Annotated in this window: 23 protein-coding genes and 1 pseudogene; 11 read left to right on the top strand and 13 right to left on the bottom strand. The window is 66.2% G+C overall.

Annotated features, from left to right (window positions below):
- The first annotated feature begins 187 nt into the window (after positions 1–187).
- Positions 188–880, top strand: a complete 693-nt coding sequence (locus tag C474_RS17895; RefSeq protein ID WP_049917168.1) for an HD domain-containing protein — start codon at positions 188–190, stop codon at positions 878–880.
- Positions 881–935: 55 nt separating this feature from the next.
- Here C474_RS17895 and C474_RS17900 read toward each other — a convergent pair whose 3' ends face one another.
- From C474_RS17900 to proS, 4 genes are all read right to left on the bottom strand, one after another.
- Entirely contained in the window at positions 936–1,928 is a 993-nt protein-coding gene (locus C474_RS17900) for an NAD-dependent epimerase/dehydratase family protein (RefSeq protein ID WP_008389337.1), read from the bottom strand.
- A 97-nt stretch (positions 1,929–2,025) separates the two neighbouring features.
- Positions 2,026–6,558 (bottom strand): glutamate synthase large subunit, encoded by a 4,533-nt coding sequence (gene gltB, locus C474_RS17905; RefSeq protein ID WP_008389338.1) that lies wholly within the window; start codon positions 6,556–6,558, stop codon positions 2,026–2,028.
- A 222-nt stretch (positions 6,559–6,780) separates the two neighbouring features.
- Positions 6,781–7,029 (bottom strand): hypothetical protein, encoded by a 249-nt coding sequence (locus tag C474_RS17910; RefSeq protein ID WP_008389340.1) that lies wholly within the window; start codon positions 7,027–7,029, stop codon positions 6,781–6,783.
- Positions 7,030–7,206: 177 nt separating this feature from the next.
- Entirely contained in the window at positions 7,207–8,673 is a 1,467-nt protein-coding gene (gene proS, locus C474_RS17915) for a proline--tRNA ligase (protein WP_008389341.1), read from the bottom strand.
- A 271-nt stretch (positions 8,674–8,944) separates the two neighbouring features.
- Between proS and C474_RS17920 the strand changes: the two genes are divergently transcribed.
- Positions 8,945–9,553 (top strand): HTH domain-containing protein, encoded by a 609-nt coding sequence (locus tag C474_RS17920; RefSeq protein ID WP_008389343.1) that lies wholly within the window; start codon positions 8,945–8,947, stop codon positions 9,551–9,553.
- Here the strand turns inward: C474_RS17920 and C474_RS17925 are convergent.
- A complete protein-coding gene (locus tag C474_RS17925; RefSeq protein WP_008389345.1) occupies positions 9,550–10,032 on the bottom strand; it encodes a hypothetical protein in 483 nt (160 codons plus the stop codon). The two genes, C474_RS17920 and C474_RS17925, sit on opposite strands and share 4 nt — an antisense overlap.
- A gap of 270 nt (positions 10,033–10,302) precedes the next feature.
- On the opposite strand from C474_RS17925, the gene C474_RS17930 reads away from it, so the two are divergent.
- From C474_RS17930 to C474_RS17940, 3 genes are all read left to right on the top strand, one after another.
- A complete protein-coding gene (locus tag C474_RS17930) occupies positions 10,303–12,225 on the top strand; it encodes a beta-CASP ribonuclease aCPSF1 (protein WP_008389347.1) in 1,923 nt (640 codons plus the stop codon).
- 89 nt (positions 12,226–12,314) lie between these two features.
- Positions 12,315–12,710: a methylglyoxal synthase gene (locus C474_RS17935; RefSeq protein WP_008389349.1), complete on the top strand. Its 396-nt coding sequence runs from the start codon at positions 12,315–12,317 to the stop codon at positions 12,708–12,710.
- Between the two features lie 107 nt (positions 12,711–12,817).
- Positions 12,818–13,300, top strand: coding sequence for a DUF7332 family protein (locus C474_RS17940; protein ID WP_008389351.1), 483 nt, complete (start codon positions 12,818–12,820; stop codon positions 13,298–13,300).
- A 7-nt stretch (positions 13,301–13,307) separates the two neighbouring features.
- Here C474_RS17940 and C474_RS17945 read toward each other — a convergent pair whose 3' ends face one another.
- Complete coding sequence (locus tag C474_RS17945) at positions 13,308–14,159, bottom strand: endonuclease III domain-containing protein (RefSeq protein ID WP_008389353.1); 852 nt, start codon at positions 14,157–14,159, stop codon at positions 13,308–13,310.
- 62 nt (positions 14,160–14,221) lie between these two features.
- Positions 14,222–14,653 carry a DUF371 domain-containing protein gene (locus C474_RS17950; RefSeq protein ID WP_008389355.1) on the bottom strand — a complete coding sequence of 144 codons (432 nt, stop codon included), beginning with the start codon at positions 14,651–14,653 and terminating at the stop codon, positions 14,222–14,224.
- Between the two features lie 375 nt (positions 14,654–15,028).
- On the opposite strand from C474_RS17950, the gene C474_RS17955 reads away from it, so the two are divergent.
- Both C474_RS17955 and C474_RS17960 read left to right on the top strand, forming a co-directional pair.
- A complete protein-coding gene (locus tag C474_RS17955; protein WP_008389357.1) occupies positions 15,029–15,952 on the top strand; it encodes a coiled-coil protein in 924 nt (307 codons plus the stop codon).
- A gap of 269 nt (positions 15,953–16,221) precedes the next feature.
- On the top strand, positions 16,222–17,340 hold the full coding sequence (locus tag C474_RS17960; RefSeq protein ID WP_008389358.1) for a DUF373 family protein: 1,119 nt from the start codon (positions 16,222–16,224) through the stop codon (positions 17,338–17,340).
- Between the two features lie 54 nt (positions 17,341–17,394).
- On the opposite strand, the gene C474_RS17965 is transcribed toward C474_RS17960, so the two are convergent.
- The 3 genes from C474_RS17965 to C474_RS17975 all read right to left on the bottom strand — a co-directional run bounded on the left by C474_RS17965 (position 17,395) and on the right by C474_RS17975 (position 19,991).
- Positions 17,395–17,592 carry a DUF7333 family protein gene (locus C474_RS17965; RefSeq protein ID WP_008389359.1) on the bottom strand — a complete coding sequence of 66 codons (198 nt, stop codon included), beginning with the start codon at positions 17,590–17,592 and terminating at the stop codon, positions 17,395–17,397.
- Positions 17,593–17,687: 95 nt separating this feature from the next.
- A complete protein-coding gene (locus tag C474_RS17970; protein WP_049917153.1) occupies positions 17,688–18,518 on the bottom strand; it encodes an aldo/keto reductase in 831 nt (276 codons plus the stop codon).
- A gap of 105 nt (positions 18,519–18,623) precedes the next feature.
- A complete protein-coding gene (locus C474_RS17975) occupies positions 18,624–19,991 on the bottom strand; it encodes a geranylgeranyl reductase family protein (protein ID WP_049917154.1) in 1,368 nt (455 codons plus the stop codon).
- Positions 19,992–20,133: 142 nt separating this feature from the next.
- On the opposite strand from C474_RS17975, the gene C474_RS17980 reads away from it, so the two are divergent.
- Both C474_RS17980 and C474_RS17985 read left to right on the top strand, forming a co-directional pair.
- Positions 20,134–20,322: a hypothetical protein gene (locus C474_RS17980; protein WP_008389362.1), complete on the top strand. Its 189-nt coding sequence runs from the start codon at positions 20,134–20,136 to the stop codon at positions 20,320–20,322.
- A gap of 64 nt (positions 20,323–20,386) precedes the next feature.
- Positions 20,387–21,028, top strand: coding sequence for a DUF6517 family protein (locus C474_RS17985; protein ID WP_008389363.1), 642 nt, complete (start codon positions 20,387–20,389; stop codon positions 21,026–21,028).
- Between the two features lie 71 nt (positions 21,029–21,099).
- Here C474_RS17985 and C474_RS22420 read toward each other — a convergent pair whose 3' ends face one another.
- Complete coding sequence (locus C474_RS22420; RefSeq protein ID WP_160166848.1) at positions 21,100–21,261, bottom strand: hypothetical protein; 162 nt, start codon at positions 21,259–21,261, stop codon at positions 21,100–21,102.
- A 66-nt stretch (positions 21,262–21,327) separates the two neighbouring features.
- Here C474_RS22420 and C474_RS17990 point away from each other — a divergent pair, with 66 nt between their 5' ends.
- Positions 21,328–21,660 (top strand): DUF7344 domain-containing protein, encoded by a 333-nt coding sequence (locus C474_RS17990; protein WP_008389364.1) that lies wholly within the window; start codon positions 21,328–21,330, stop codon positions 21,658–21,660.
- A gap of 94 nt (positions 21,661–21,754) precedes the next feature.
- On the opposite strand, the gene C474_RS17995 is transcribed toward C474_RS17990, so the two are convergent.
- Together C474_RS17995 and C474_RS18000 are read right to left on the bottom strand one after the other, a co-directional pair.
- Entirely contained in the window at positions 21,755–22,618 is an 864-nt protein-coding gene (locus tag C474_RS17995) for a 2-oxoacid:ferredoxin oxidoreductase subunit beta (RefSeq protein ID WP_008389366.1), read from the bottom strand.
- 3 nt (positions 22,619–22,621) lie between these two features.
- The gene (locus tag C474_RS18000; RefSeq protein ID WP_008389367.1) at positions 22,622–24,367 is read right to left on the bottom strand and encodes a 2-oxoacid:acceptor oxidoreductase subunit alpha; all 1,746 of its coding nucleotides are present in this window, start codon (positions 24,365–24,367) and stop codon (positions 22,622–22,624) included.
- A 291-nt stretch (positions 24,368–24,658) separates the two neighbouring features.
- On the opposite strand from C474_RS18000, the pseudogene C474_RS18005 reads away from it, so the two are divergent.
- A pseudogene (locus tag C474_RS18005) lies at positions 24,659–25,009 on the top strand (ferredoxin--NADP reductase); the annotation flags it as partial.
- Between the last annotated feature and the right edge of the window lie 31 nt (positions 25,010–25,040).

The following is a 25,040-nucleotide window of genomic DNA, read 5'->3' on the forward strand; positions in this document are numbered from 1 at the left end:
GCGATGTACGGCCGCGGGCGGTACAGAGCGTTTCGGTTCCGCGTCGGTCGGTCGCACGCCGCGCGTCTCGGGGACACTGATTTTCGCTCGTCGTAACGCCTAAGAGCCGAACAGCCATTGATTCGGGTAATGAATGCGAACGCGAACGTTCGAATACTCCGCTCGTCGCTCCAACGGGGGTGGCGTCGTGGGCGTTGAGATAAAGGAATCGCCCGTCTCCGAGGAGGAGTTCGAGGAGATGAAGCGGTTCGTCAGCGACTACCTCTCGGCCAGCGTCGAAAACGAGGAGGACGGCGGCCGCATGCGGTGGTACCCGTGGCACAGCGCCGAATACCGCTTCAACCACATCCTCAACGTCGTCGACTTGGCCTCGAAGATAGCCGAACGCGAGGGCGCAGACGAGGACGTCGTCCGCGTCGCCGCGCTGTTTCACGACATCGCGAAGTTAGAGGCCGAACAGGAGGAACACGCCGAGGAGGGCGCCCGCGTCGCCCGCGAGTATCTCGCGACGCACGGGGAGTTCCCCCAGTCGTTCGTCGAACAGGTCTGTCAGGTCGTCGAGGACCACTCCTATCAGGGCTCGCTTGCCGACGTGACGATGGAGACGCGGTGTCTCATCGAAGCGGACATCCTCGACAAGGTCGGCGCCAACGGCACCGTGCTGATGCTCCTCCGGATGGGCTACGAGGCGCGGACGCACATGGACGCCTCCGAGATGGTCGAACGCGTCCTCGAACGGGGCCGCGCGGCGACGGAGCGAGTCGAGAGCGACGCCGCCGAGAGCATCGCCTACCAGCGTCTCAAGCGCGTGAAGTGGTTCCGCGAGTGGTTGGAGGAGGAGGTCCCCGGCATGGACCACGACGAGTTCGGCGACGCCTGAGCGACCGGCCTCCCCTCCCGTCGCGCGCCGCGGTCGCAGCGACCGCCGTGTGCTTTTATAGCGTATCCAGAATCTCCAGCACCGACTCCTCGGCGTCGCGGCCGGGGTCCCACTCGGCGCCGTCGCGGTCCGACTTGCGGTGTTCGTCGACCGTCGCGGCCATCGCCTCGTCCAGCGGCGTCGACTCCCAGCCGAGGTCGGCGAGTTCGTTCGTGTCCATGACGTGCGGGTAGTCCCGATAGAGGACGAACTCCTCGGAGGCGAGGCCGGCGGCCGCGAGTTCCCGTTCGCCGGCGTGGACGACGTCGACGGACTCCTCGGCGGCCTCGGCTATCAGGTCGACCGTCTCCTCCAAGGTGGCGAGTCGCCGGTCGCCGACGTTGTACGCCTCCCCGGGCGTGCCGCGTTCGGCGACGATTCTGAGCGCACTGGCCACGTCCCCGACGTACGCGCGGTGCCAGAGGTTCGTCCCGTCGCCGGGGACGACGAGTCGGTCGTACTCTTCGACCCGGTTGATCCAGTAGTCCAGTCGTTCGGTGTAGTCGTGCGGGCCGTAGACGATGCACGGGCGGACGGACATCGCGTTCACGCCCTCGGTCGCCGCCTCGAAGACGATTCGGTCGCCCTCCGCCTTCCGCGGGCCGTACGTCTCGTCGGAGTCGTCCGCGGCCTGGTCGGGCGTGCACTCGCACAGCGGCGTCTCGCCCTCGCGCTTGGGTATCTCCTCGCGTCCGTACGCCGCCCCGCTGGATATGTAGACGTAGGCGTCGACGTCCGAGAATATCTCCACCGCGGCCTCCACGTCCGCCGGGTAGTACGCCACGCAGTCGATGACGACGTCGGGTTCGACGGAGAGTTTCGCGGTCTTCAGGTCCGTGTCGTCCGTTCGGTCGCCCTCCACGCGCGTCACGCGTTCGTCGTCCGCGAAGGGGTTCTCGTGGTTTCCGCGGTTGAAAATCGCCACCTCGTAGCCGTGGTCCAACAGGTCCTCGACGGCGTGGCGGCCGATGAAGCGCGTCCCGCCGACGACGAGTGCGGTGTCGGTCATGCTCCCGACTCGGCGGGCCGCCGCCAAAAGTGTGTGAGAAGCCGGTGTCGGCTACCGGGAATCGGGGAGGGCGTCGCGTCGTCCCGACTCGTTCCGCTCAGTCGTCGCTGGTCTGCGCGACGGTGCCGGAGTCGCCGGAGGCGGAGGCCGTCGAGGCAGACTCGGGTAGTTCGCGGCGCACGTCGGCGTCCTCGCGTTCGTCGATGATGCCCGCGTAGGCGTCGGGCATCACCTTCACGAAGTCCTCGACGACGCTCGCCCACTCGTCGAGCAGACGCGCCGCGCGCTCGGAATCAGTGTACTCGGCGTGGTTCTCGACGAGGCGGCGCAGCATCGCCTCGTCGGAGTCGTCGAGGTCCTCCGAGAGCGAGACCATGCCGGTGTTCGCCTTCGCCTCGAACTCCTCGTCGGGGTCGTAGACGTACGCAACGCCGCCGGACATCCCCGCGGCGAAGTTCCGGCCCGTGTCGCCGAGGACGGCGACGACGCCGCCGGTCATGTACTCACAGCCGTGGTCGCCCACGCCTTCTACGACCGCTTTTACGCCGGAGTTGCGGACGCAGAACCGCTCGCCCGCGACGCCGTTGATGTAGGCCTCGCCCTGCGTCGCCCCGTAGAAGGCGACGTTGCCGATGAGGACGTTCTCGTCTGCCTCGTAGGCGGCCGTTTCGGGCGTCGTGACGACGACCTTTCCGCCGGAGAGCCCCTTGCCGACGTAGTCGTTCGAGGCCCCCGAGAGGCGCATCGTCACGCCGCTCGCGAGGAACGCGCCGAACGACTGGCCGGCGACGCCGGAGAACTCACACCGGATGGTGTCGTCCGCGAGACCCTCGCCGCCGTAGCGGTCGGATATCTCGTTCGACAGCATCGCGCCGACGGCGCGGTCAACGTTCGACAGTTCGCGTCGAATCTGGACCGGTTTGCCGTCTTCGAGGGCCGGTTCGGCCTGCTTGATGAGTTCGTGGTCTATCTGGTCGGCGACGTCGGAGTGCTCCTGGGACTCCGTCCGGTAGCGCGCGCCCGAGGCGGGTTCGGCGAGCACCGACGAGAGGTCGAGATGCTTCGCCTTCTCGTGGTCGGTCTCGCGTTGGGCGAGCAGCGACGGCCGACCGATCATCTCGTCGACCGAGGTGAAGCCGAGTTCGGCCATTATCTCGCGGAACTCCTGCGCCATGAACGTCATGTAGTTGATGACGTGGTCGGGCTGACCGGGGAAGCGCTTCCGCAGGTCCTCCCGCTGGGTGGCGACGCCGACCGGACAGGTGTTCTCGTGACACTGCCGGGCCATCACGCACCCGGAGGTGACGAGCGACGCCGTGCCGAACACGTACTCCTCGGCGCCCAGCAGGGCGGCGACGGCGATGTCGCGGCCGGTCTTCATCCCGCCGTCGGCGGTGACGCGGATGCGCGAGCGCAGGTTCGTCGCCCGGAGCATCTGGTTGGCCTCCGCGAGGCCGAGTTCCCACGGCAGGCCCGCGTTCTTGATGGACGTCTTCGGCGAGGCGCCGGTGCCGCCGTCGTGTCCGGAGATGTGGACCACGTCGGCGTTCGCCTTCGCCACGCCCGCGGCGATGGTGCCGATGCCCGCCTCCGAGACGAGTTTGACGTTGATGTCGGCGTCCGGGTTGGCGGCCTTCAGGTCGTGGATGAGCTGTTTGAGGTCCTCGATGGAGTAGATGTCGTGCAGCGGCGGCGGCGAGATGAGGCCGACGCCCGGCGTGGCGAAGCGGACGTGCGCTATCATCTCGTTGACCTTCTTGCCCGGCAGGTGGCCGCCCTCGCCGGGCTTCGAGCCCTGCGCCATCTTGATCTGTATCTCGTCGGCCGAGGAGAGATACTGGCTCGTGACGCCGAAGCGGCCCGAGGCCACCTGCTTCACGTTGCACTCTTTCTCCGTGCCGAACCGCTCCGGCGGTTCGCCGCCCTCGCCGGAGTTGGACTTCCCGCCGATGCGGTTCATGGCGATGGAGTTGTTCTCGTGGGCCTCGGGCGAGAGGCTGCCGAGCGACATCGCCGCCGTCGAGAAACGCTCGACGATGTCCTCGACGGGTTCGACCTCCTCGACCGGTACCGACTCGCGGTCGGAGTCGAACTCCAAGAGCCCTCGGAGGGTCTGAAGCTCCTTGGTCTGGTCGTTGATGAGGTCGGCGAACTCCTGATACTTCTCGTAGTTGCCCGAGCGGACCGCCTGCTGGAGCGTTCCAACCGTCTTCGGGTTCCACTGGTGGTGGATGCCGTTCGAGCGATGCTCGAACTCGCCTTGGTGTTGGAGGTCCGGGTCCGCGCCGTAGGCGACGGCGTGGCGGGTCATGAGGTCCTGCTCTATCACGTCGATGCCGATGCCCTCGGTGCGGATTTCGGTGCCCTCGAAGTACTCCGCGACGAAGTCCGAGTCGAGGCCGACCGCCTCGAATATCTGCGCGCCCTGATAGGAGGCGACGGTGGAGATGCCCATCTTCGCCATCGTCTTCAGCACGCCGTCTTCGAGCGCCCTCGTGTAGGCGGCGATGGACTCCTCCTCGTCGGCGCCGTCGGGGCCGGCGACGATGTCGCCGATGGTCTGGTAGGCGAGATAGGGGTTCACCGCGCCCGCGCCGTAGCCGATGAGCGTGGCCATGTGGTGGACCTCGCTCGGTTCGCCGGACTCGACGACGAGTCCCGCGCGGTTCCGCATGCCGTTGCGGACGAGACTGTGGTGGACCGCGCCCGTCGCGAGCAGACTCGGGACGGCGGCGCGGTCAGGACCGAGGTTCCGGTCCGAGAGCACGACGATGTCCGCGCCGTCGGCGATGGCGTCCTTCGCGTCGTCGCGGACGCGTTCGACCGCGTCGCGGAGCGACGTGTCGGTCTCGAAGGTGATGTCCACGACGACCGAGGACATCTCGCCGTCGAGGTCCTTGATGGTCGCCGTCTCCGCGTCGGAGATGATCGGCGAGTCGAGGATGAGTTGCCGCGCGTGTTCCGACGTCTCGTCGAGCAGGTTCCGCTGGCCGCCGAGACGCGACTCCATGGAGGTGACGAGTTCCTCGCGGATGTAGTCCAGCGGCGGGTTCGTCACCTGCGCGAACAGTTGTTTGAAGTAGGTGAACAGCGGTCGGTCGAAGTCCGAGAGCACCGACAGCGGCGTGTCGTCGCCCATCGACCCGACCGGGTCCTTCCCGTCGCGCGCCATCGGTTCGATGAGGTGGTTCAGTTGGTCGGTCGTGTAGCCGAAGGCCGCCTGTCGGGCGCGGAGGTCCTCGACGCGGTCCTGCGGCGCGTAGTCCTCGGTGTCGGCCAGTTCGTCCATCCGACGCTGCTCGGCGTCGATCCACTCGCCGTACTTCCCGTCGGTCAGCGAGTCGAACACCTCCTCGTCGGGGATGACGCGGCCCTCATCGGGGTCGGCGACGAACAACTGTCCGGGTTGGAGCCGGCCGCGTTCGCGGATTTCGGAGGGGTCGGTGTCGAGTGCGCCCACCTCCGAGGCCATGACGAGGCGGTTGTCGGTGGTCACGTCGTACCGGCAGGGGCGGAGGCCGTTGCGGTCGAGGACGGCGGCCACTCGGTCGCCGTCGGTGGCGGCCACGAGGGCGGGACCGTCCCACGGTTCGACCAGCGAGGCGTGGTAGTCGTACCACTCCCGCCGTTCGGGAGCCATCGAGTCGTCGCCGTGGTACGCCTCGGGGATGAGCATCCGCAGGACGTGCGGGAGTTCGCGGCCGCCGCGGAGGAGCAGTTCGACGACGTTGTCGACGGAGGCGGTGTCCGATTGGTCGGCTCTCGTCACCGGCGTGACCTCCTCTAAGTCGTCGCCGAAGGCGGGATGTTCGAGGTCCGTCTCCCGCGCGCGCATCCAGTTGACGTTGCCACGGATGGTGTTTATCTCGCCGTTGTGGACGACGTTTCGGTACGGGTGCGCGAGATGCCACGCGCCCAGCGTGTTCGTCGAGAACCGCTCGTGGACGAGCGTCAGCGTCGTCTTCATGCGCTCGTCCTGCAGGTCCGGGTAGTAGGTGGCGAGTTGGTCGCCCTTGAGCAGACCCTTGTAGACGAGCGTCTTCCGCGACAGCGAGCAGATGTAGAACCGGCCCGCGCCGGGGGAGTCGAGGTCATCGACGGCGTTCTCGACGGCCCGTCGTCCGACGTACAGCGCGCGGTCGAACTCGTCGGCGTCCATCTCGCCGCTCGGAGCGACGAACGCCTGCCAGACGTCCGGTTCGGAGTCGACGGCGGTCTGTCCGAGTTCGGAGTTGTCCGTCGGGACGTCCCGCCAGTGGAACACGTCCAGTCCGTGCGCGCCGAGTTCCCGCTCGAACACCTCGGCCAGCGTCTCTCGCTCCGCGTCTTCGGTCGGCATGAAGACGGAGGCGACGGCGTACTCTTCGGGTAATTCGGCGTCGACGACGGCGTCGAAGAACTCGTCGGGACGTTGTATCATGATGCCCGCCCCGTCGCCCGTGTCCTCCTCGGCACCGGTGGTGCCTCGATGCTCGAGGTTGATCAGGAGTTCGAGTCCGTCGGCAACGGTTTCGTGACTGGTTCCGCCGTCGAGGTCGATTACGGCTCCGACCCCACAGTTCGAACGCTCGTCGGTCGGGTCCGCTAACCCGGCCGATTTCGCAGGGGTGTCTCTATGTGGCTTGGTCATATGTCTCACTTTCGGAGCTCCGTTTAAACGAGTTTTCCTGAAGGAATAAGGGTATGTTTATCACATATTAGGACATATTATTGTAAACGGTCTTTGTATAAGGAATCGGACGCCGTCGGCTGTGCGCTCGTTCGAACGTAACGGAGAGCGACGGGGACGACGGGCGATCGGAAAAAGGCGGGGTTCGGACGGCGGCGTTCGGACGACGTTCGGGCGTCGGCCTCAGACGCGGCGTCGGAGTCGGATGCGGTCGTCGTCGTAGGAGTCGACGTGTTCGTCGCGGAGTTCGTTGGAGTCGTCGTCGCCCCAACCGAGCATGTCCTTCAGTTTGTCCGTGAGGCCGTCGCTGTCGTTGTCGCGGTCGACGGTCGCGCGGCCGTCGTTCACGTCGTGGACCGTTCCGATGCGTGTTCCGTCCGCCGTTACAACGTCCTTGTTCCGGTCGTCGTCTGTGAAGTTAGTTCGTGCCATCGCGTTCCAACGTTCCCGCGGAGTTCGTAAGGGATTATTGGCCGGGAAATCGCTTATTTCACGTACTCAATCAATTCAAAGAATATCGAAATCAACTCTTGGCGGACCGTCGAGATGGGTGATAACCCGCCGGCGTCGCGGTCGAGACGGGAAGCCGAAACGACGGTCTGTGCGGGTTCAGTAGGACTTGGCGAAGTACGCCGTCTCCTCGGCGTCCTCACCGCAGACGGCGCAGTCCTCGCCGTCGTGTATCTCCGCCTCCTCGTCGCGGAGGGGGACCATCACTATCTCGGCGGCCAACTGGTCTTTGATCTCCGTCTCGCAGTCCTCGTCGCCGCACCACGGCGCCTTCACGTAGCCGCCGTGCTGACCGATGGTGCCGAGGATGTCGGCGCGCGAGTCCGCCTCGCGGACGTTCTCCGCGAGGTTCTCCTCGGCGGTGGCGTACAGTTTCGCGTACACCTCGTCGAACTCCTCGCGCACCGTCTCGGCGATGTCCTCGCGGGGGACCTCCTTCGATTCGCCGTCGGGGCGGTGAACGACCGTGACCACCTCGTCGTCGACTTCGTTCGGGCCGATCTCGAAGCGGACGGGAACGCCCTTCAGTTCCCACTCGTTGAATTTGAAACCGGGGTTGCGCTCGTCTCGGTCGTCGAGTTCGACCCGGACGCCGTCGGATTCGAGTTCCTCGGCGATCGACTCGGCGTAGTCGAGCACCTTCTCCTGCGTGTCGGCCTGCCAGATGGGGACGACGACGACCTGTTCGGGGGCGACGGTGGGGGGGAGGACGAGACCCTGGTCGTCGGAGTGGGTCATGATGAGGGCGCCGAGCGCGCGCCAGGAGAGCCCCCACGAGGTGGTGTGGGCGACCTGTTCGTCCTCGTCCTCGTCGGTGTAGTAGAGGTCGAACGCCTCGGCGAACGACGTGCCGAGGTGGTGGGAGGTGCCCGCCTGCACGGACTTGCCGTCGGGCATGAGCGCCTCCACCGTCGTGGTCTTCTTCGCGCCGGGGAACTTGTCGTGCTCGGGCTTGGCCCCCCGGAGGACCGGAATAGCGAGGAGGTCCTCGTACATCGCGGCGTACTGATCGAGGCGCATCATCGTCTCCTCCCACGCGCTCTCGTCGGTCGCGTGCGCGGTGTGGCCCTCCTGCCAGAGGAACTCCTTCGTCCGGAAGAACGGCTTCGTCTCGGTGGCTTCCCAGCGGACGACGGACGCCCACTGGTTGACGCGCAGGGGCAGGTCGCGGTGGCTCCGGACCCACTGCGACATGTAGGGGGCGATGATGGACTCGGAGGTCGGCCGGACGGCGAGGCGTTCGTCGAGTTCCTCCTGGCCGGCGTGGGTCACCCACGCCACCTCGGGGTCGAACCCCTCGACGATGTCCTTCTCGCGTTCGAGATACTGCTCGGGGATGAACAGGGGGAAGTAGGCGTTCTGGACCCCGGTCCGCTTGAACTCCGAATCGAGATGGTCCTGCACGCGTTCCCAGAGGGCGTAGGCGCGCGGACGCGTGACGATGAAGCCGCTCATCCCCTCGGGTCCGTAGTTGGCCAGCCCCGCCTTCTGGACGACCTCCGCGTACCACTCGCCCGTGTTGTACTGCTTGGACTCGGTGATGCCGAGTTCCTGTTCGTCGCTCATTACCGCTATTTCACCCGACTGCGGCCTTAAATCCCCTGATAAGGACGGTCGTCGTCTCTCACCCTCGGTCGCGGCCCCGAGAGGGCGATTGCCGGTGAATAGTTACGACCGTCCCTCTGCAGCGTCGGAGTCGCGTGACGCGTTCGCCGGGCGGACCGCTCGCCGCCGGAGACCCAGACTGAGTGGTCGCCGCCGCTGAGAGTCTCGTTCGGTCGGGAAAAGAGGTAGCTACAAAGCGTCGGACGACGTAGAACAGTATGGAGGGAAACCAATGTTAACACACGACACGAACGAACCGATGGGGAGCGGAGGCACGGGCGCCGGAACGAACGAGTCGGCCGACACCGACCGGGACGGCACCCGCGTCGAGTTGTGGTGTGAGGCGGCCCGAACCGGGGGCGCGAACGAGTTCGACCGGGTGGCCGAGCGCCTCCGTCGACTCGCCGACCGCGGCGACGTCGACGCCGCGGCCGTCGAGACGTGGGACCGCTACGTGGACGTCTCGGGCGGATTCGTCCGAGACGACGTCACGGAAGAGACGAGAGACCGCCTCGCCCGCCTCCGCGAGTGGACGTGGCGGCGTCGCGAGGGGGGGACAACCCGGGGGGACACCAGGCCCGCCGGGCGCGGGCGACTGGGACCCGCCGTCGAACTGTACCGCGTCCCGCGTGCGGCCCTCGTCGAGTTCGAGAACGGCGTGGTGACGAACGTGACGTTCGCCGACGAACACACCGGCTGTCTCACCGAGCGGCTGAAGACGTTGGCGGAGCGCGAGCGTTCGGAGTCGGTCTCCGAGTCGGCGTCGCCGCCGACGTCGGCCGACCGCGGTTCCGGTCGGGACCGGTCCCGCGAACGCGAGCGGGAACGGATGCGGTCCTAGTCGAACGAGACGGCGAACGGGTTCGGCCGGTCGCGCCACTCCCACCCCGGCAGTCGTGTCTGAAAGCCGGCGGCGAGGGCGGCGTCTAAGTCGTCCGCGCCGGCGGCGCCTTCCGTGTGCGTCCGCGTGTCCGCGAAGTGGAACGTCGCCTGCGCGAGCAGCGACAGCGGCTGTCCGCCCGCGACGGCCGCCGCCAGTTCCCGGCCGAGCACCTCGTCGACGACGAATCCCGGGTAGTCGCCCTCGACGTCCAATTCCCGCAGGAGTCCGACGTAGCCCGCGACGTTGACGGCCACCTCGCCGTCGGCGAACACGGCGGCGACCTCCTCTCGGTACCGCTCCTCGGACACCGTCGTCACCTCGGTGTCGAACAGCGCACCCAACTCCGCTCGCGTCTCGTTCAACAGCGGAACGACGACGGACGAGCGGTCTCGAACCCAACGCGCCTCCTCGGCGACGGTCTCGGGGGTGAGTTCCATACGGAACTGTGGGAACGGAGACGCTTCGACTTTGCGAAGAGTTTTATACGGAGGAGAGGATACGTCCGGGTAAGCGGGTTTTCCCTGCCTCTTCCCGCAGACAGGATAGCAGAAGATAGCGATCCGAACGCAGACGTTGCCTATGCTCTCTCACGATTACATCCCTTGCGACCGTGCGGCCGTAGTTGCCGTCTCGTCGTTCGAGACACTCCGAGGCAGTGACCCGACCCTGATACCGTCCGTCACGACATGGACGAGTGGTACTCACTTATGAGTTCAGTAGACAAGCAGCTCGAGGAACTGAAAGCAGAGATAACGAACGAACTTCCTTCGGACATCTCCGTCTCCGACGTCAAGTACGAAGGCCCGGAACTCGTCGTCTATACGCGCGATCCGAAAGAGTTCGCACAGAACGGCGACCTCATCCGAAAGCTCGCCAGCAAACTCCGGAAGCGCATCACGGTCCGCCCAGCCCCGGAGGTGCTCTCGCCCCCGCGCGACGCGAGAGAGCAGGTGCTCGAAGTCATCCCGGAGGACGCGGGCGTCACCGACCTCGATTTCCACGAGGACACCGGCGAAGTCGTCATCGAGGCGTCGAAGCCGGGGATGGTCATCGGCCGGCACGGCTCGACGCTCCGGAAGATAACCCAGCAGGTGGGGTGGACGCCCGAAGTCGTCCGCACCCCGCCCATCGAGTCCTCCACCGTCTCGAACGTCCGTAACTTCCTGAAGCAGGAGCGCGACGAGCGACGGCAGATACTCGAACGGGTGGGACGGCAGATACACCGCCAGCAGCTCTCCGACGACGAGTGGGTCCGCATCTCCACGCTCGGCTGCTGTCGCGAGGTCGGACGCGCCTCCTTCATCCTCTCGACGCCCGAGACGCGCATCCTCATCGACTGCGGCGACAAGCCGGGGTCGGACGACGTGCCGTATCTCCAGGTGCCCGAGGCCCTCGGGTCCGGCGCGAACTCGCTGGACGCCGTCGTTCTCACGCACGCCCACCTCGACCACTCGGCGCTCATCCCCCTCCTGTTCAAGTACGGCTACGACGGCCCCATCTACACGACGGAACCGACGCGCGACCTGATGGGCCTGCTCACGCTCGACTACCTCGACGTGGCGGCCAAGGAGGGCCGCACGCCGCCGTACGAGTCCGAGATGGTCCGCGAGGCGCTCAAACACTGCATCCCGCTCGAGTACGGCGACGTGACCGACATCGCCCCCGACGTGAAGCTCACGTTCCACAACGCGGGACACATCCTCGGCTCTGCGGTGTCGCACTTCCACATCGGTGACGGCCTCTACAACGTGGCGTTCTCCGGCGACATCCACTACGAGGACACGCGTCTGTTCAACGGCGCGGTCAACGACTTCCCGCGCGTGGAGACGCTCGTCCTCGAATCCACCTACGGCGGTCGCAACGACTACCAGACCGACCAGGAGGACTCCGAGCAGAACCTCATCGACGTCATCAACGAGACGCACGACCGCGGCGGAAAGGTGCTCATCCCGGCGTTCGCCGTCGGTCGCTCCCAGGAGATTATGCTCGTCCTCGAAGAGGCGATGCGCTCGGGGAAGATTCCGAGCATGCCCGTCCACCTCGACGGGATGATCTGGGAGGCGACGGCCATCCACACCACCTATCCCGAGTACCTCCGCGACGACCTCCGCGATAGAATCTTCCACGAGGACGAGAACCCGTTCCTCGCCGAGGAGTTCAACCACATCGATGGCGGCGAGGAGGAGCGACAGGACGTGGCCGACGGCGACCCGGCCATCGTGCTCTCCACCTCCGGGATGGTCACCGGTGGCCCCATCATGTCGTGGCTCCGCCACGTCGGCCCCGACCCGGACTCCCGCCTCGTCTTCGTCGGCTACCAGGCGCAGGGGACCCTCGGCCGCCGCATCCAGAACGGCTGGGACGAGATTCCGGTCAACGACCGGGACAACGTGGGCCGGTCGAACACGCTCTCGCTGAAGATGGACGTCGAGACGGTCGACGGCTTCTCCGGGCACGCCGACCGCGCGGGCCTCGAGAACTTCGTGAAAACGATGAACCCGCGCCCCGAGAAAGTGCTCTGCGTCCACGGCGACGAGCGGTCCGTGCAGGACCTCTCCTCGGCGCTGTACCACAACTACAACATGCGGACGTTCGCCCCGAAGAACCTCGAGACGTTCCGGTTCAAGTAGTCGGGACGCGTCCCGCGTCGACGACCGCTGTTCCCGTTCGTTCCGCCCGATACTACCACCTTCTTACCGCCGCCGGCCCATCTCTACCCATGCGTCTCGCGCTCATCGCACACGACGAGAAGAAACCGGACCTCATCGACTTCGCGGAGAACCGCAGCGACGACCTGGAGCATTTCGAACTCATGGCGACGGGGACGACCGGCAAACGCCTCATCGAGGCGACGGGTCTCGACATCGAACGCAAGCAGTCTGGTCCGCTCGGCGGCGACATGCAGATCGGCGCCGAGATAGCCAGCGAGGACTGCCACGGCGTCGTCTTCCTTCGCGACCCCCTCACCGCCCAACCGCACGAACCCGACATCACCGCCCTGCTCCGTATCTGCGACGTGCACGACGTCCCCCTCGCAACCAACCTCGCCAGCGCGGACGCCGTCCTCGACGAACTCATGGACCAACTCGAAGGCGAGTTCGACCACCGAGACTGATACCGCGACCCCTAAACGCCCGGAGCTGACCGCATATCCTCCGAAGCGGAATCTCCCGGCTGATAACGGGACAGAATCGTTAAGTCCGGAGACGACACTGTGTCGATATGATACGTCTCTCACGCGCGCTCTCGGTCGTTCTCGTCGTCGCGGTGCTCGCTGCCGCCGCGGCGGTCCCCGTCGCCGGGCAGGCGGGGGACGGCGACGACACCGACGCCGCGGCCGGCGAGTCGACCGAACTCCGGTGTTTCCCGCCCGGCGGGCACGAGTTGGACATCGGAACCGAGGGACCGGGAATCGCGGTGGCCGTTCACACCTCGCTGTTCACGAACCTCGGCGACGAGGGCGCCCTCGGCATCGAAGCGGAGGGGTCCGCGCTGAACGCGACGATAATCGAACTCCGGACGGGCGTCGTCTTCGACGGCGTCGGCCCCCTCGGTCGGTTCCTCTCGGATCCGTTCTCGCGGTTCGCCGTCCTGTTCGACTACTCCTTCGAACTCCCGATGTTCGCCGGGATGGTCGACAGTCCGGGCTACGAGTCCGACGAGTCGCCCGTGAAGGGCGTCGAGTCGCGCGGGTGCGGGACGTAACGGCGAATCAGTCCGCGTCCGCGTCCGCGGGGTCCACCACCGTCTCTTCTACCTCGTCCACGCCCACACGCTCGCAAAGGTCGTAGAGCGGGCACGCCTCCGGGCCGTCGAGGCACGCCGGCTTTCGGGCCGTGCAGTACTCCCGGCCGAACTGGATCATCGCGGTGTGTCCGAAGCCGCACTTCTCCGCGGGCACGTCGCGTTCGAGGTGCTCTCGCACCGCCTCGTGGTCGGCGTCGGCGGGCGCGAGTCCCATCCGGCGGGCGATGCGGTGGACGTGCGTGTCGACGGGGAAGACGCCGCCGCGGCCGCCCGAGAACAGGAGGACGCAGTCGGCCGTCTTCGGGCCGACGCCGTGGATGTCGAGCAGTCGCTCCCTGACCTCGCCGGGGTCTCCTCCCGTCACGAACGCGTCGAAGCCGTCGGCGCCGCCGAACTCCTCGCAGATTCGCTCCGCGGCGCCGATGATCATCTCCGATTTCTGGTTGTACAGCCCCGCCGAGGAGATGGTCTCGGCGAGTTCGGACTGCTCGGCGGCCGCGAGCGATTCCGCGAGATCACTGCGCTCACGGGTCGCTTCGCTCCCCGCTCGCGTCTCCGAGGCGCTCCGCGCCTCGCCGCTCGAATACCGCTCCATCAGTGAATCGTGCGCGGGTTGACTCGCCACGTCGCTGGTGTTCTGACTGAGGATGGTGCGGACGAGACACTCGAAGGCGTCCCGTCCCCCGTAGGCCTTCCGCCAGTACATCTGCCCCAGTTCGTCGACGACGGCCTCCGCGCGCGTGTCCGCCTCCGCGGGGACGAACTCCGCGGGGGCGCCGACGCCGCCGCTGATGTTGTTCGCAGGCTCCTCGGGCATGGTCGGAGGAAGGGTCGCCGACGCGAAAAACGGTCGGAAAGCGGCGGTCGGTCGGGTATCGACTACTCCACGCGAAGCGTGAACGTCACGTCGCCGCCGTCGGCGAGGGCGGCGACCACGTCGCGGTCGAAGTCCTCCGCGGCGGCGTCGGCGCCGACGAGAATCGTCCGGTCGTCCACGTAGTCGCTCGTCCGACCGACGTGGCTTCGGTCGCCCTCGAACGTCAACTCCGGGTGGCCGCGCCCCTCGATCCGCTCCCGGAGGGTCTCGCCGTCGGCCGTCTCCACCTCGACGATGGCCGTGATTGTCGCCTCCGCGTCCCGGCAGGCGTCCACGAACTCGGGGGCGAAGTCCGCCGGGACCCGGTCGGCCTCGACCGCGAGGATGCAGTCGCCGGCCGGCGTGAGCCAATCGTCCGAGGTGACCTCGAACGTACTCGCGTGCTCTGCGGAGACGTTCTCGTGCCCGCGCGCGCGGACGACTTCTTCGTGCATACTCGTCGGTGCCGGCCCGGCGGTAAGTCGCCCTCGGTTCGGTCCGAGGCGGGCGAAATCGGCAGACGGACGTCAGACGATTCGGTCGAGTCCCGTCTACTGTGAGTCACGTTACCACGAATCACCTTATAAGTGGTGAGAAGGATGCGCAGGACGCATATCGAGCCGCTACACGGCCCGTGGTAGGTGTTTTCACAGGTCACGACCACCGAAGACTTTATACCTAACTATGCGCAATGTGCTAGTACCAGAACGCCTCCGGCGTTCCGGCGGCACCGCACGCAGAATGATCGGGAATTCTTATCCACGGCCGGTCGCACCCTCACGAGCAGCCGCCACGCACGGAGTGGTAATGGTATCGAGGTTTGATTACGAATGGTGACACAGCAAGACGTTCTCACGGAGTACGATGTACAAGAGCTCGACGAATCGGCAAACGTCGACCTAAGCGACGAGCAGCTCGAAGACGATTCAAAAGGGCAGCTCATCAAGCTCGCCGGTCAGCTCCGAGACCGACGAAACGACCTGAACCAGATGGCTTCCGAGCGCGCGTCCAAGCGCGACGACCTGAACGCGAAGACGCGCGAGAAGGTCGACGAAGCCCAAGAACACCGCGAGCAGCGCGACGAGCTCAACGAGCAGGTTCAAGAGCACAAGAACAAACGTAACGAGCTCAACGCCGAGGCCAACGAGCTGTTCGACGAAGTCGAACAGATGAAGGAGGACCTCGAGCTTGACGGTGGCAAGGACATCGAGGAGCTCAAAGAGGATATCGAGCAGCTCGAATTCCGACAGCAGACGGAAGTCCTCTCGACCGAAGACGAGCGAGAGCTCATCGAGAAAATCGAGAACAAGCGAGAGGAGCTCCGTCAGAAGAAGGACAAGGTCGAGGACAGCGGCGAACTCGAAGAGCTCATCGAAGAGGCCGAGGAGGTCCGCTCGGAGGCGTCCCAGCACCACCAGAAGGTGACCGAGCTCGCCGACAAGGCCCAAGAGCACCACAACCAGATGATCGAGGCCTACCGCGAGGCCGACGACATCCGTGACAAGGCCGACGCGATGCACGAACTGTTCGTCGAGGCCCAAGAGTCCGCTGACCGTCACCACGAGGACTTCGTCCGCGTCCAGAAGCGCCTGCGCGAACTCGACAAGGAGGAAGAGCAGGAGCGCGACGCCCAGCGCGCCGAGAAGCGCGAAGCCGCCAAGGAAGAGGCCGAAGAAATCTACCAGAAGTTCAAGGAAGGCGAAACCCTCGACACCGAGGACCTGATGAAGCTCCAGAAGACGGGGCTTCTCTAAGCGCCGCAGTTTTCTCTCTTCTTTCGTTTTTCGCCGCCCGCGAGCGTGCCGCCATCGGTCTCCTGCCGCTGGCCGTCCTGTTCTCCTACGCCATCAGGCTCGCCGCGGTCTCTCAGCGGACCATCGCCATCACGCCGTTCACGACGCCCGAGCAGGAAGAAGAGCTGAACTTCTGAGTGACGTCGAGGGGGCGCCGACGCGGCGTCGTCGGACGGTTATCGGCCCCGCCTACCGAGCATACTTTAACCCAGTGAGGCGTTCGCACGCTTGTGACCACGCTCGTCCTCTGTGTGGACCGTTCGAACGACATCGGACGGAAGGCGGGCCTGCCCACGCCGGTCGTCGGCTGGGAGGCCGTCCGGTCGCTCGTCACCGAGGTGGGCCTCGCCGACCCGGAGGACTCGAACGTGAACTGTCTGCTCGAAGCGCTCCGCGTGGCGCGCGACCTGCGGGACGAGCACGAAGAGTCCGTCGTCGCCGTCGTCTCCGGCGCCAGCGAGACGCTCGTCGGCGCGGACCGCTCGCTGGCCGCGCAGGTCGACGAACTCGTCGCCGAGTACGACCCCGACTCGACCATCGTCGTCGTCGACAGCGCCGGGGACGAGCGGGTCGTCCCCGTCATCGAGAGCCGACTCCGCGTGGACTCGGTCGACCGGGTGGTCGTCCGGCAGGCCCACGACATCGAGTCGACGTACTACCTCCTCAAACAGTTCCTCGCCGACGAGGAACTCCGTTCGACGGTGCTCGTCCCCCTCGGCGTCACCTTGCTCTTGATGCCGCTGCTCCTCACGCAGTTCTCCCCGGCCGTCGCGCTGTCCGGCCTCGCGTCCGTGCTGGGCGCGGCGCTTCTCTACAAGGGGCTCGGCGTCGACCAGTTTCTCGCGGAGTCGCCGGACCGCATCCGCGATGCGCTGTACTCCGGACAGGTGTCGGTCGTCACCTACGTCGTCGGCGCCGGTCTCACCCTCGTCGGCTCCTTTCTCGGCGCGCTCTCGGCGACCCAACGGGCCGGCGGCGACGCCGGCGTGACGTTCGTCTCCGCGATGCTGTTCGTTTACTACGCCGTCCCGTGGCTGGCGCTCGCGGCACTCACCGCCAGCGCCGGACGCCTCATCGACGAACTCCTCGGCGCGGGGGGGGCGCGCCGGCAGTACATGAACCTCCCGTTCGGCGTCGTCGCCCTCGGACTCGTCGTCCGCGGATTCGCCGGGTGGTTCCTCCAACGGGAGGGAATCCTCGGGGACGCCCTCGTGCTGGGGTGGTCGCTGTCGGCGCGACAGCGACTCGCGCTGTTCATCGTCGTCGGCATCGTCGTCAGCGTCGTCGGCGTCCGGGCCGCGGCGACGATGAGCGAGAACGAGGCGCTCGAAGAGGCGGTCGAACAGTGAGGACTCGACGGCGAAGAGCACGGGAAAGAAGAGCGGAGATACGCGAGAGAGCGACTACCGGGCGCCCCGCGCGCGGTATTCGCCGTGTTTGATACCGAGGACGAGACAGACGGCGCCGAAGACGAGCATCGACGGGGCCACCATCATCAGCACCGTCCCGGTGGCCATCACGCCCATCGCGATTAGCGCGACCGTTCCGAGGACGACGAGACCGACCAGCGCGCCGTACGTCACCGCTGCGTTGAACTCCATGCGATTACGTAGGGCCGCCGTCCCCTAATCGGTTTCCTCGGTTCGAGCGCCGATACGCGCGCCGGGGCTCCGTCCCCGACCCGTCGGCTACCCGCTTACCAGGGGGCGAAGTCGGGGTCGATCTGCCGCTCCGAGCGGCCGAGGTCGTCGATGCGCTCGATTTCCTCGTCGTCGAGTTCGACGCGCAGCGACTCCCAGTTGTCCTGGATGTGGTCCTCGCCGGTCGCTTTCGGGATGGCGGTGACGCCCTTCTCACGGAGCCACGCCAGCGACACCTGCGCCTCGCTGACGCCGTGTTCGTCGGCTATCTCGCCGAGGTCCTCGTCGTCGAACACCGCACCGCGGGCCAGCGGTGAGTAGGCGACGACTTCGATGTCGTGCTCCTCGCAGACCGAGCGGATCTCCTCCTGCTGGAAGAGGGGGTGCAGTTCGACCTGGTTTGCGAAGACGGGCGCCTCGGAGTGCTCGAGGGCCTCTTCGATGTTCTCCGGTTCGAAGTTGCTGATCCCGATGCGGTCTATCTTGCCTTCCTCGTGCAGTTCGTTCAGCGCGCGGAAGGTCTCTTCGGGGTCGTACTCGCCGGCCGGCCAGTGGATGTACAGCAGGTCCACCGAGTCGACGCCGAGTTTCTCGAGGCTCTCCTCCGTCGAGGAGAGCACGTCGTCGTACGCGAGGTTCGCCTTCCACACTTTCGTGGCGAGGAAGACGTCCTCCCGTGGCACGTTGGCGCTCTCGATTCCCTCACCGACGTGTTCTTCGTTGTCGTAGGCTTGGGCGGTGTCGATGTGACGGTAGCCCATGTTCAGGGCCGTCTCGACCGCCTTCGCGCAGTCTTCGGGGTCCTCGTTCTGCCACGTGCCGAGACCGAGCATCGGCATTCCGTTCGCTCGTGGCACGTCCGTTTCGGTGAGAGACTGCTCAGACATAACACCTGAAACGAGGGGTGTCAACGCAAAAGTCGTTGTGACAGACGCGTCAGCGTGTCGCAAACGCGCCGTCGCGTGCGCTTCGGTGCGGAGGGAGGTTGAGAGTCAGTACTTCGGGTCGGCATCGATGAGAGCGTAGAGGTCGTCCATCACCGCGTCGCGCGCCTCCTGCCACGCGTCGAAGCCGCGGGGCGAGGAGGGGTAGGCGTTGTAGTGGCGCGTTATCTCGGCGGCGCGCTTTCTAACCCGATACAGTTCGTACAGCGAATCCCAGTGGCCGAACGTCTTCACCAGCGTCTCCAGTTTGAGTCCGAGGCTCATATCCGAGGAACCGCTGCTGAGCGAGTCCATCAACTGCTGACCGGGGACCGAAGAGACCATCTCCACCAGTTCGTCCACGTCGTTCGACATCCCCCAGATGTTGTACAGGTCGACAGCGGCGAAGCGCTTGCCGAAACTCGTCATCACGTCGCGGTTGTACTCCCAGAGGTTCGCCTCGCTCACGTCGCCCTCGGAGATGGCGCGCACGGCGTGTTTGGCCGCCCAGTGAGCCGACTTCGCCGCCCCCGGGATGCCGCCGCCGGTGGTGGGGTTGACGTGGCCCGCCGAGTCGCCCGCGGCGATGAAGCCGTCGGCGACGGCGGAGTCGTAGGGGCGGCGCGTCGGAAGGGCCGCGCCGAGTTTGTCTGTCACGGTCCCGTCTTTCAACTCGGGTCGAGACCGGATGTCCCGCTTGAGCGTGTCGACGAGTTTCATCGGTTCCTCGGTCATCTGGAAGCCGAGACCGACGTTTATCTCCGTGGCGGTCCGGGGGAAATACCAGAGGTAGCCGAGTTCCTCGGTCGGTTTGAAGACGATGGCGTCGTCGTAGTCGACCGGTTCGGGTACCTCGATGACCTCGCGGTACGCCGAGCAGAACTGCGAGTAGGAGACGTTCGTGTCGAACCGGCTGGCGGAGAAGTCGGCTTTGTCCTGCAGGATAGAGAGCGCGCCCGCACCGTCGATGGTCACGTCGGCTTCGTACTCGACGACGTCGCCCTTCCGCTTGGCGCGGACGCCCGTCACTCGGCCGTCGTCGTCCTGCGTCACGTCCTGCACGACGGTGTCGTAGTGCATCTCCGTGCCGAGGCGTTCGGCCTCTTCGAGGATTATCTCGCCGTAGCGCTTCCGGTCGAGGACGGCGCCGGGAGCGCGGAACGGGACGTCGAGGTCGTCGCCGACCGGGTTCTCGAACACCGCGCGGGTGAGGTTCTGGTTCGTGAACGACTCCTCTTTCAGGTAGTCGAGGTCGATGACGTCGGGAAAGGTGCTCGTGCCCTTGATGGCGTCGCCACAGGCGATGTGGCCCGCTTCCTCCTCCGATTTCCGTTCGAGGAGGACGACGTCGAGTCCCTCCGACGCCGCTGTGGCCGCGGCGAAGGCTCCCGCTGTCCCTCCCCCGACGACGACCATATCGTAGGCTTCCGCTGGCATGTTATCTCTCTTTTTCCCGGCCCGTCATAAAAATAAACCGTATCACCGGTTCGCGCCGCCTATCTTGCCTCCTTTCAGGGGGCGCGAACTGTCGCTAACTTTACCACGTCACACGATGACACGTTCGTCGAGGTGACAAAATATGTCACAACTGACGGCCGACAACACCAACGCGTTCGCGCACCGTATCGCCGGCGATTCGCTCGTCTACGACTGTCCGGACTGTGAGTTCGGGGAGGTGCTGGTGACGCACCTCATCGAGTCCGAGGACGCCCGCTGTCTCGACTGCGGCGCCCGGTACCGCCTACACGTCGAACGGGTCGACGCCTGACGGCCGACCGGAGGCGCCCCCCGCGAGGGGAAACGGTCATGCCCGCACCCGACGTGTTGGTCGTATGTTTCGTGGGTCGGTACCGCTCGTCAGTGTCGTCCTCGTCGTCGCCCTCGCCGGGTGCCTCGGAACGCTCGCCAGCGCGGACGCCGGCGCCACGTCGGTTCCGACGGCGGCCTACGAACGCGAGGGTTACGTCGCGGGCAACGAGACGAGCGTCCCCCTCCGATTCCCCGTCGGCGTCGCGGGCGTCGGCGGCGAGGTGGCGGTGACGAGCCACGTCGCGGGCTACTCGCGGACGACCGCCGAGAACGAGACGGCGGCGTTCCTCCTCCTCACGACGCCGAACGCACGCGTGGGCGGCGTCTCGGTCAATCCCCTCCGCGGGGCGACGGACCCGACGCTCGTGCGCACGGGGTTGGAGTTCGTCGGTACGGCCCGGACGCTCGGGAACGTAGAGAACGTCACCGACCTCCGCGAACTCGCTTCGGAGGAGGTCGAACTGCTCGACGAGACGACGACGCTGACGACGTACGCCGGCGTCGTCGACACCGAGGCCGGCCGCGCCGACGTCCGCGTCCACGTCGCCGTCGTCGAGTCCGAGGAGGACGTGGTCCTCGCCCTCTCGGTGCACCCGGCGTCGATAGACGAACGCGCCGCCGTCAGTCGAATGCTCGCCGCGGCCGAACACCGGGCGACGCGGTAACGGCGGCGGTTCGGGTTTTCGTTCTAGTTTCGGGTTCGTCGTTCCCCGTTCGTCAGACCTTCGGCCACCGCTCACCCCTCGGTGTCGAGCACGCCGGCGACGAGGCCGACGCCGGGACCGCTGTGACGGCTTCGGGCGGCCGATTCGCGGCGCTCTCCGGTGCGTCGTTCCTCGGTGGTGCGCGCTCGTGCGTCGTCCGACGGTACGAGGGGTGTTGTCACTCCCGTGGTCACGGTCGCTATTTATATTGGCGTACCTTGGATATAATTGTGACTTCTCCTCTCATGGAACGAGATGCGATGTACGGGATCTTACGACACCCGTTCAGACGCGCCGTCGTCGCCGCGGGCGACGCCCTCCGCGCCCCGATGTCTCTCTCCGGAACGGCCGACGCGGTGATGGATGCGTTGGCGTCAGCCCCCGGACCGGGAGCGCCCGGCGCCCCGCGGGCGGTACCGAACCTCGAACTTCAACTGCACCACACGCACCTCCCGAAACTCGACGCCGCCGGCGTCATCGCGTACGACGCGGACGAACAGACCGTCGTCGACGTGGACGAGGCGGCCGTGGTGCGACTGTCGGGCGTGTCCGAGACGCTCGCCGCCGAGTGCGCGGATGCGCTAAGCGACTGAGCGACGCAGGGCATCACCCACCCGCCGGCTGAATCGCTCGGGAGGCGGAAAACGGAAGAGACGAGACGTGGCGCGTCCGAATCGCGCTACGCGCTCAGTAGAACTCGCGGACGAGGTCCATCGCGCCCTCCGGCGCGCCCTCGTCGACGTCGGACATGTTCTCGGTGACGCCGTGCTTCTCGCCGTACGGCACCGATTCCTCGTTCTGCCAGACGACGCCCTGAAACTCCTTATCGGCGTCGAGGATGGCGTCCTTGGCGGCGTCGTAGTCGGTCGGGTCGTGGCCCTCTTCGGCGAGGTCCACGAGGCTGTCGCGGAAGTAGTCGTACGTGTCCACGTCGTTGAACGTCACGCACGGGCTGAACACGTTGACGAAGCCGAAGCCGTCGTGCTCGATGGCCTTCTGGACGATTTCGGCGTGTCGCTGCGCGTCCGTGGAGAACGACTGGGCGATGAACGTTGCGCCCGACGCGAGGGCGAGAGCCATCGGGTTGACCGGGGGCTGTTGCGGTCCATCGGGCGTCGTGGACGTCTCGAAGTCCTCGCGCGAGGTGGGCGACGCCTGCCCCTTCGTCAGCCCGTAGATGCGGTTGTCCATCACGACGTACGTCATGTCGACGTTGCGCCGGACGGCGTGGACGAAGTGGCCCGCGCCGATGGAGTAGCCGTCGCCGTCGCCGCCCGCGACCATCACTTCGAGGTCGGGGTTGGCGAGTTTGACGCCCGCGCCGACGGGCAAGGCGCGTCCGTGGACGCCGTGGAGGGCGTACGAGTGCATGTACGTCCCGATTTTACCGGAACAGCCGATGCCGGCGACGACGAACGTGTTGTCGGGGTCGTTGCCGGTGTTCGCGAGGGCTTTCATCATGCCGTTCATGGTGCCGAAGTCGCCGCATCCGGGACACCACGTCGGTTGCTTGTCGGATTTAAAGTCCGTGAATCGGATTTCGGAGCTCATAGTTCAGGCCTCCAGCGTCTGCTTGATGTCCTCTGCGAGTTCGTCCGCCTTGAACCGGACACCGTTGTATTTGTTCACGCGCTTGACGCGTGTAAGTGTGTCGTGCTCGACGACGTCGGCGAACTGCCCCGTGGCGTTACACTCGACGACGACGACTTCGTCGGCGTTCTCGAACGCCTCGTTCAGGTCGAAGCGCGGGAACATATACGGGATAGAGAGGAAGCGCACGTCGACGCCGTCCTCCTCGAGGAGGTCGATGGCCTCGACCATCGCACCCTCGTTCGAGCCCCACGAGATGACGAGGTTGTCGGAGTCGGGGTCGCCGAACTCGCGCGGACTCCAGTCCTCTTCGTTCCTCGCCGTCTCGACTTTCCGGTTGCGCTTGTCGACCTGTTCGATGCGCATCTCCGTGTCCTCGGTCCGTCGGCCGAGTTCGTCGTGTTCGAGGCCCGTGGACATGTGCGCGCCCTCGCCGGTGCCGGGGAACGCGCGCGGCGAGACGCCGTCGTCGGTGAGGGCGTGGGGCTGGAACTGCCCCTTCTCGTTCTGCCACTCGGAGATGGTGTCGTCGTCGACGACCTTCCCGCGGTCGATTTCGACCTCGTCCATGTCGAACTCCTCGGGGGAGAACGTCTGCTCTGTGACCGCCAGCGACAGGTCGGCGGTGAGGTAGACGGGCGTCTGGTACTTCTCGGCGAGGTTGAACGCCTCAACGGTCTTCCAGAAGCACTCGGAGATGGTGGTCGGCGCGAGGACGAACCGCGGTATCTCGCCGTGACCGCCGTACAGGAGCATATCCAGGTCGCCCTGCTCCTGTTTCGTCGGCATCCCCGTGGAGGGACCCGAGCGCATCACGTCGCAGATGACGAGGGGGGTCTCCGAGGTGGCGACCAGCCCGAACGTCTCGGTCATCAGGTCGATGCCCGGCCCGGAGGTGGCGGTCATCGACCGCGCGCCGGCCCGCGCCGCCCCGAGGGCGAGGTTGATGGCCGACAGTTCGTCCTCCGCCTGGACGACGTGGCCGCCGAAGTTCTGGATGCGGCCGGTCAGATACTCCATCACGTCCGTCGCGGGCGTGATGGGATAGCCGGCGTAGAACTTACAGCCGGCGGCGATGGCGCCCATCCCGATGGCCTCGTCGCCGTTCAGGAGGACGTAGTCCTCGTCGGTCGTCTCGAGGTCGTAATCGAAGTCGTGGTCGTACTCGTCGCCGACGTAGTCCTGGCCCTTCCGGGCCGCTTCCTTGTTGTTGTCGACGAGCTGTTGACCTTTCGACCCGAAGCGTTTCTCCAGTGCGCTGTCGAGGTTCTCGATGGGGAACTCCGCGACTTCGCACGCCGCGCCGAGCGCGACGACGTTTCGCATGATTGCCCCACCGGCTTCCTCGGCGAGTCGCTTGAGGGGGACCTCCAGCCCGATCATCCCCTCGGGTATCTCGACGTCCTCCATCGTGGTCCGCTCACCGTCGTAGATGATGACGGAACCCTCGTGGAGTTCGTCGAGGTTCTCCTCGATGGTGCGGGGGGTCAGCGCGATGAGCACGTCGAGTCTGTCGACGACGCTCTGCACCGGGTCCACCGCCGTTCGGACCTTGTACGCCGTGTACCCGCCGCGGATACGAGACGCGAAGTCCTTCGAGGTGAAGACGTGTCGTCCAGCCCGAGAGAGTGCCTGGGCAAAGATCTTCCCCGTCGAATCGATGCCATCGCCGGCTTCCCCGCCGATGGCCCAGTTGAAGTCCGCAGGCATGTGGGTGAGGGGTACCCATGGCCCGATGAAAAGCCTTCTGAAAGGCACTGAAAACAGTGAAAAACTCGATTCCCCGAAACACGGTCTGTACTCAATCGTGCAGCCATTTCTTACCTCGCTCGAGGGCGGTTCCCGAACGTCGCTCGGGTATCGTTCCCCGTTCGTCAACTCCGTCGTCGGTCGCGCTCGACCCCCCGCCGTTCGACTCTCGGTTCGGCCCCCGGGCCCCGCCCGCTCTCGACCGCCGCCGGGATGGTAAGACCCTTCGGCGGTGCCGACGAATCCGAGGACATGGACGCCACAGTCGTCGTCACCGAGGTCCGCGACGTCGGACCGGACACCGTCGCCATCGAGTTCGAGACTCCAGACGGGTTCGAGGCCGACCCCGGCCAGTTCGTGAAACTCTCCGGAACCGTCGACGGCGAGGAGTACGACCGCTTCTACACGCTGTCCTCACCGGACGTGCAGGAAACTTTCGAGGTCACCGTCGGCCTCGACCCCGAGGAGGCCGGCCCGTTCAGTCGACACCTGGTGAACCTGGAAGCGGGCGACGAACTCGGCGTCTCCGGTCCCTTCGGTCGGAGCTACTACAAGGGAGAATCCCGCGTCGTCGTCCTCGCCGGCGGCCCCGGCATCGGCCCTGTCTCTTATACACATCTCTGATGGCGCGAGG

Origin of the sequence: Halogeometricum pallidum JCM 14848, from assembly GCF_000337095.1 — an archaeon.
Lineage (GTDB): Archaea > Halobacteriota > Halobacteria > Halobacteriales > Haloferacaceae > Halogeometricum > Halogeometricum pallidum.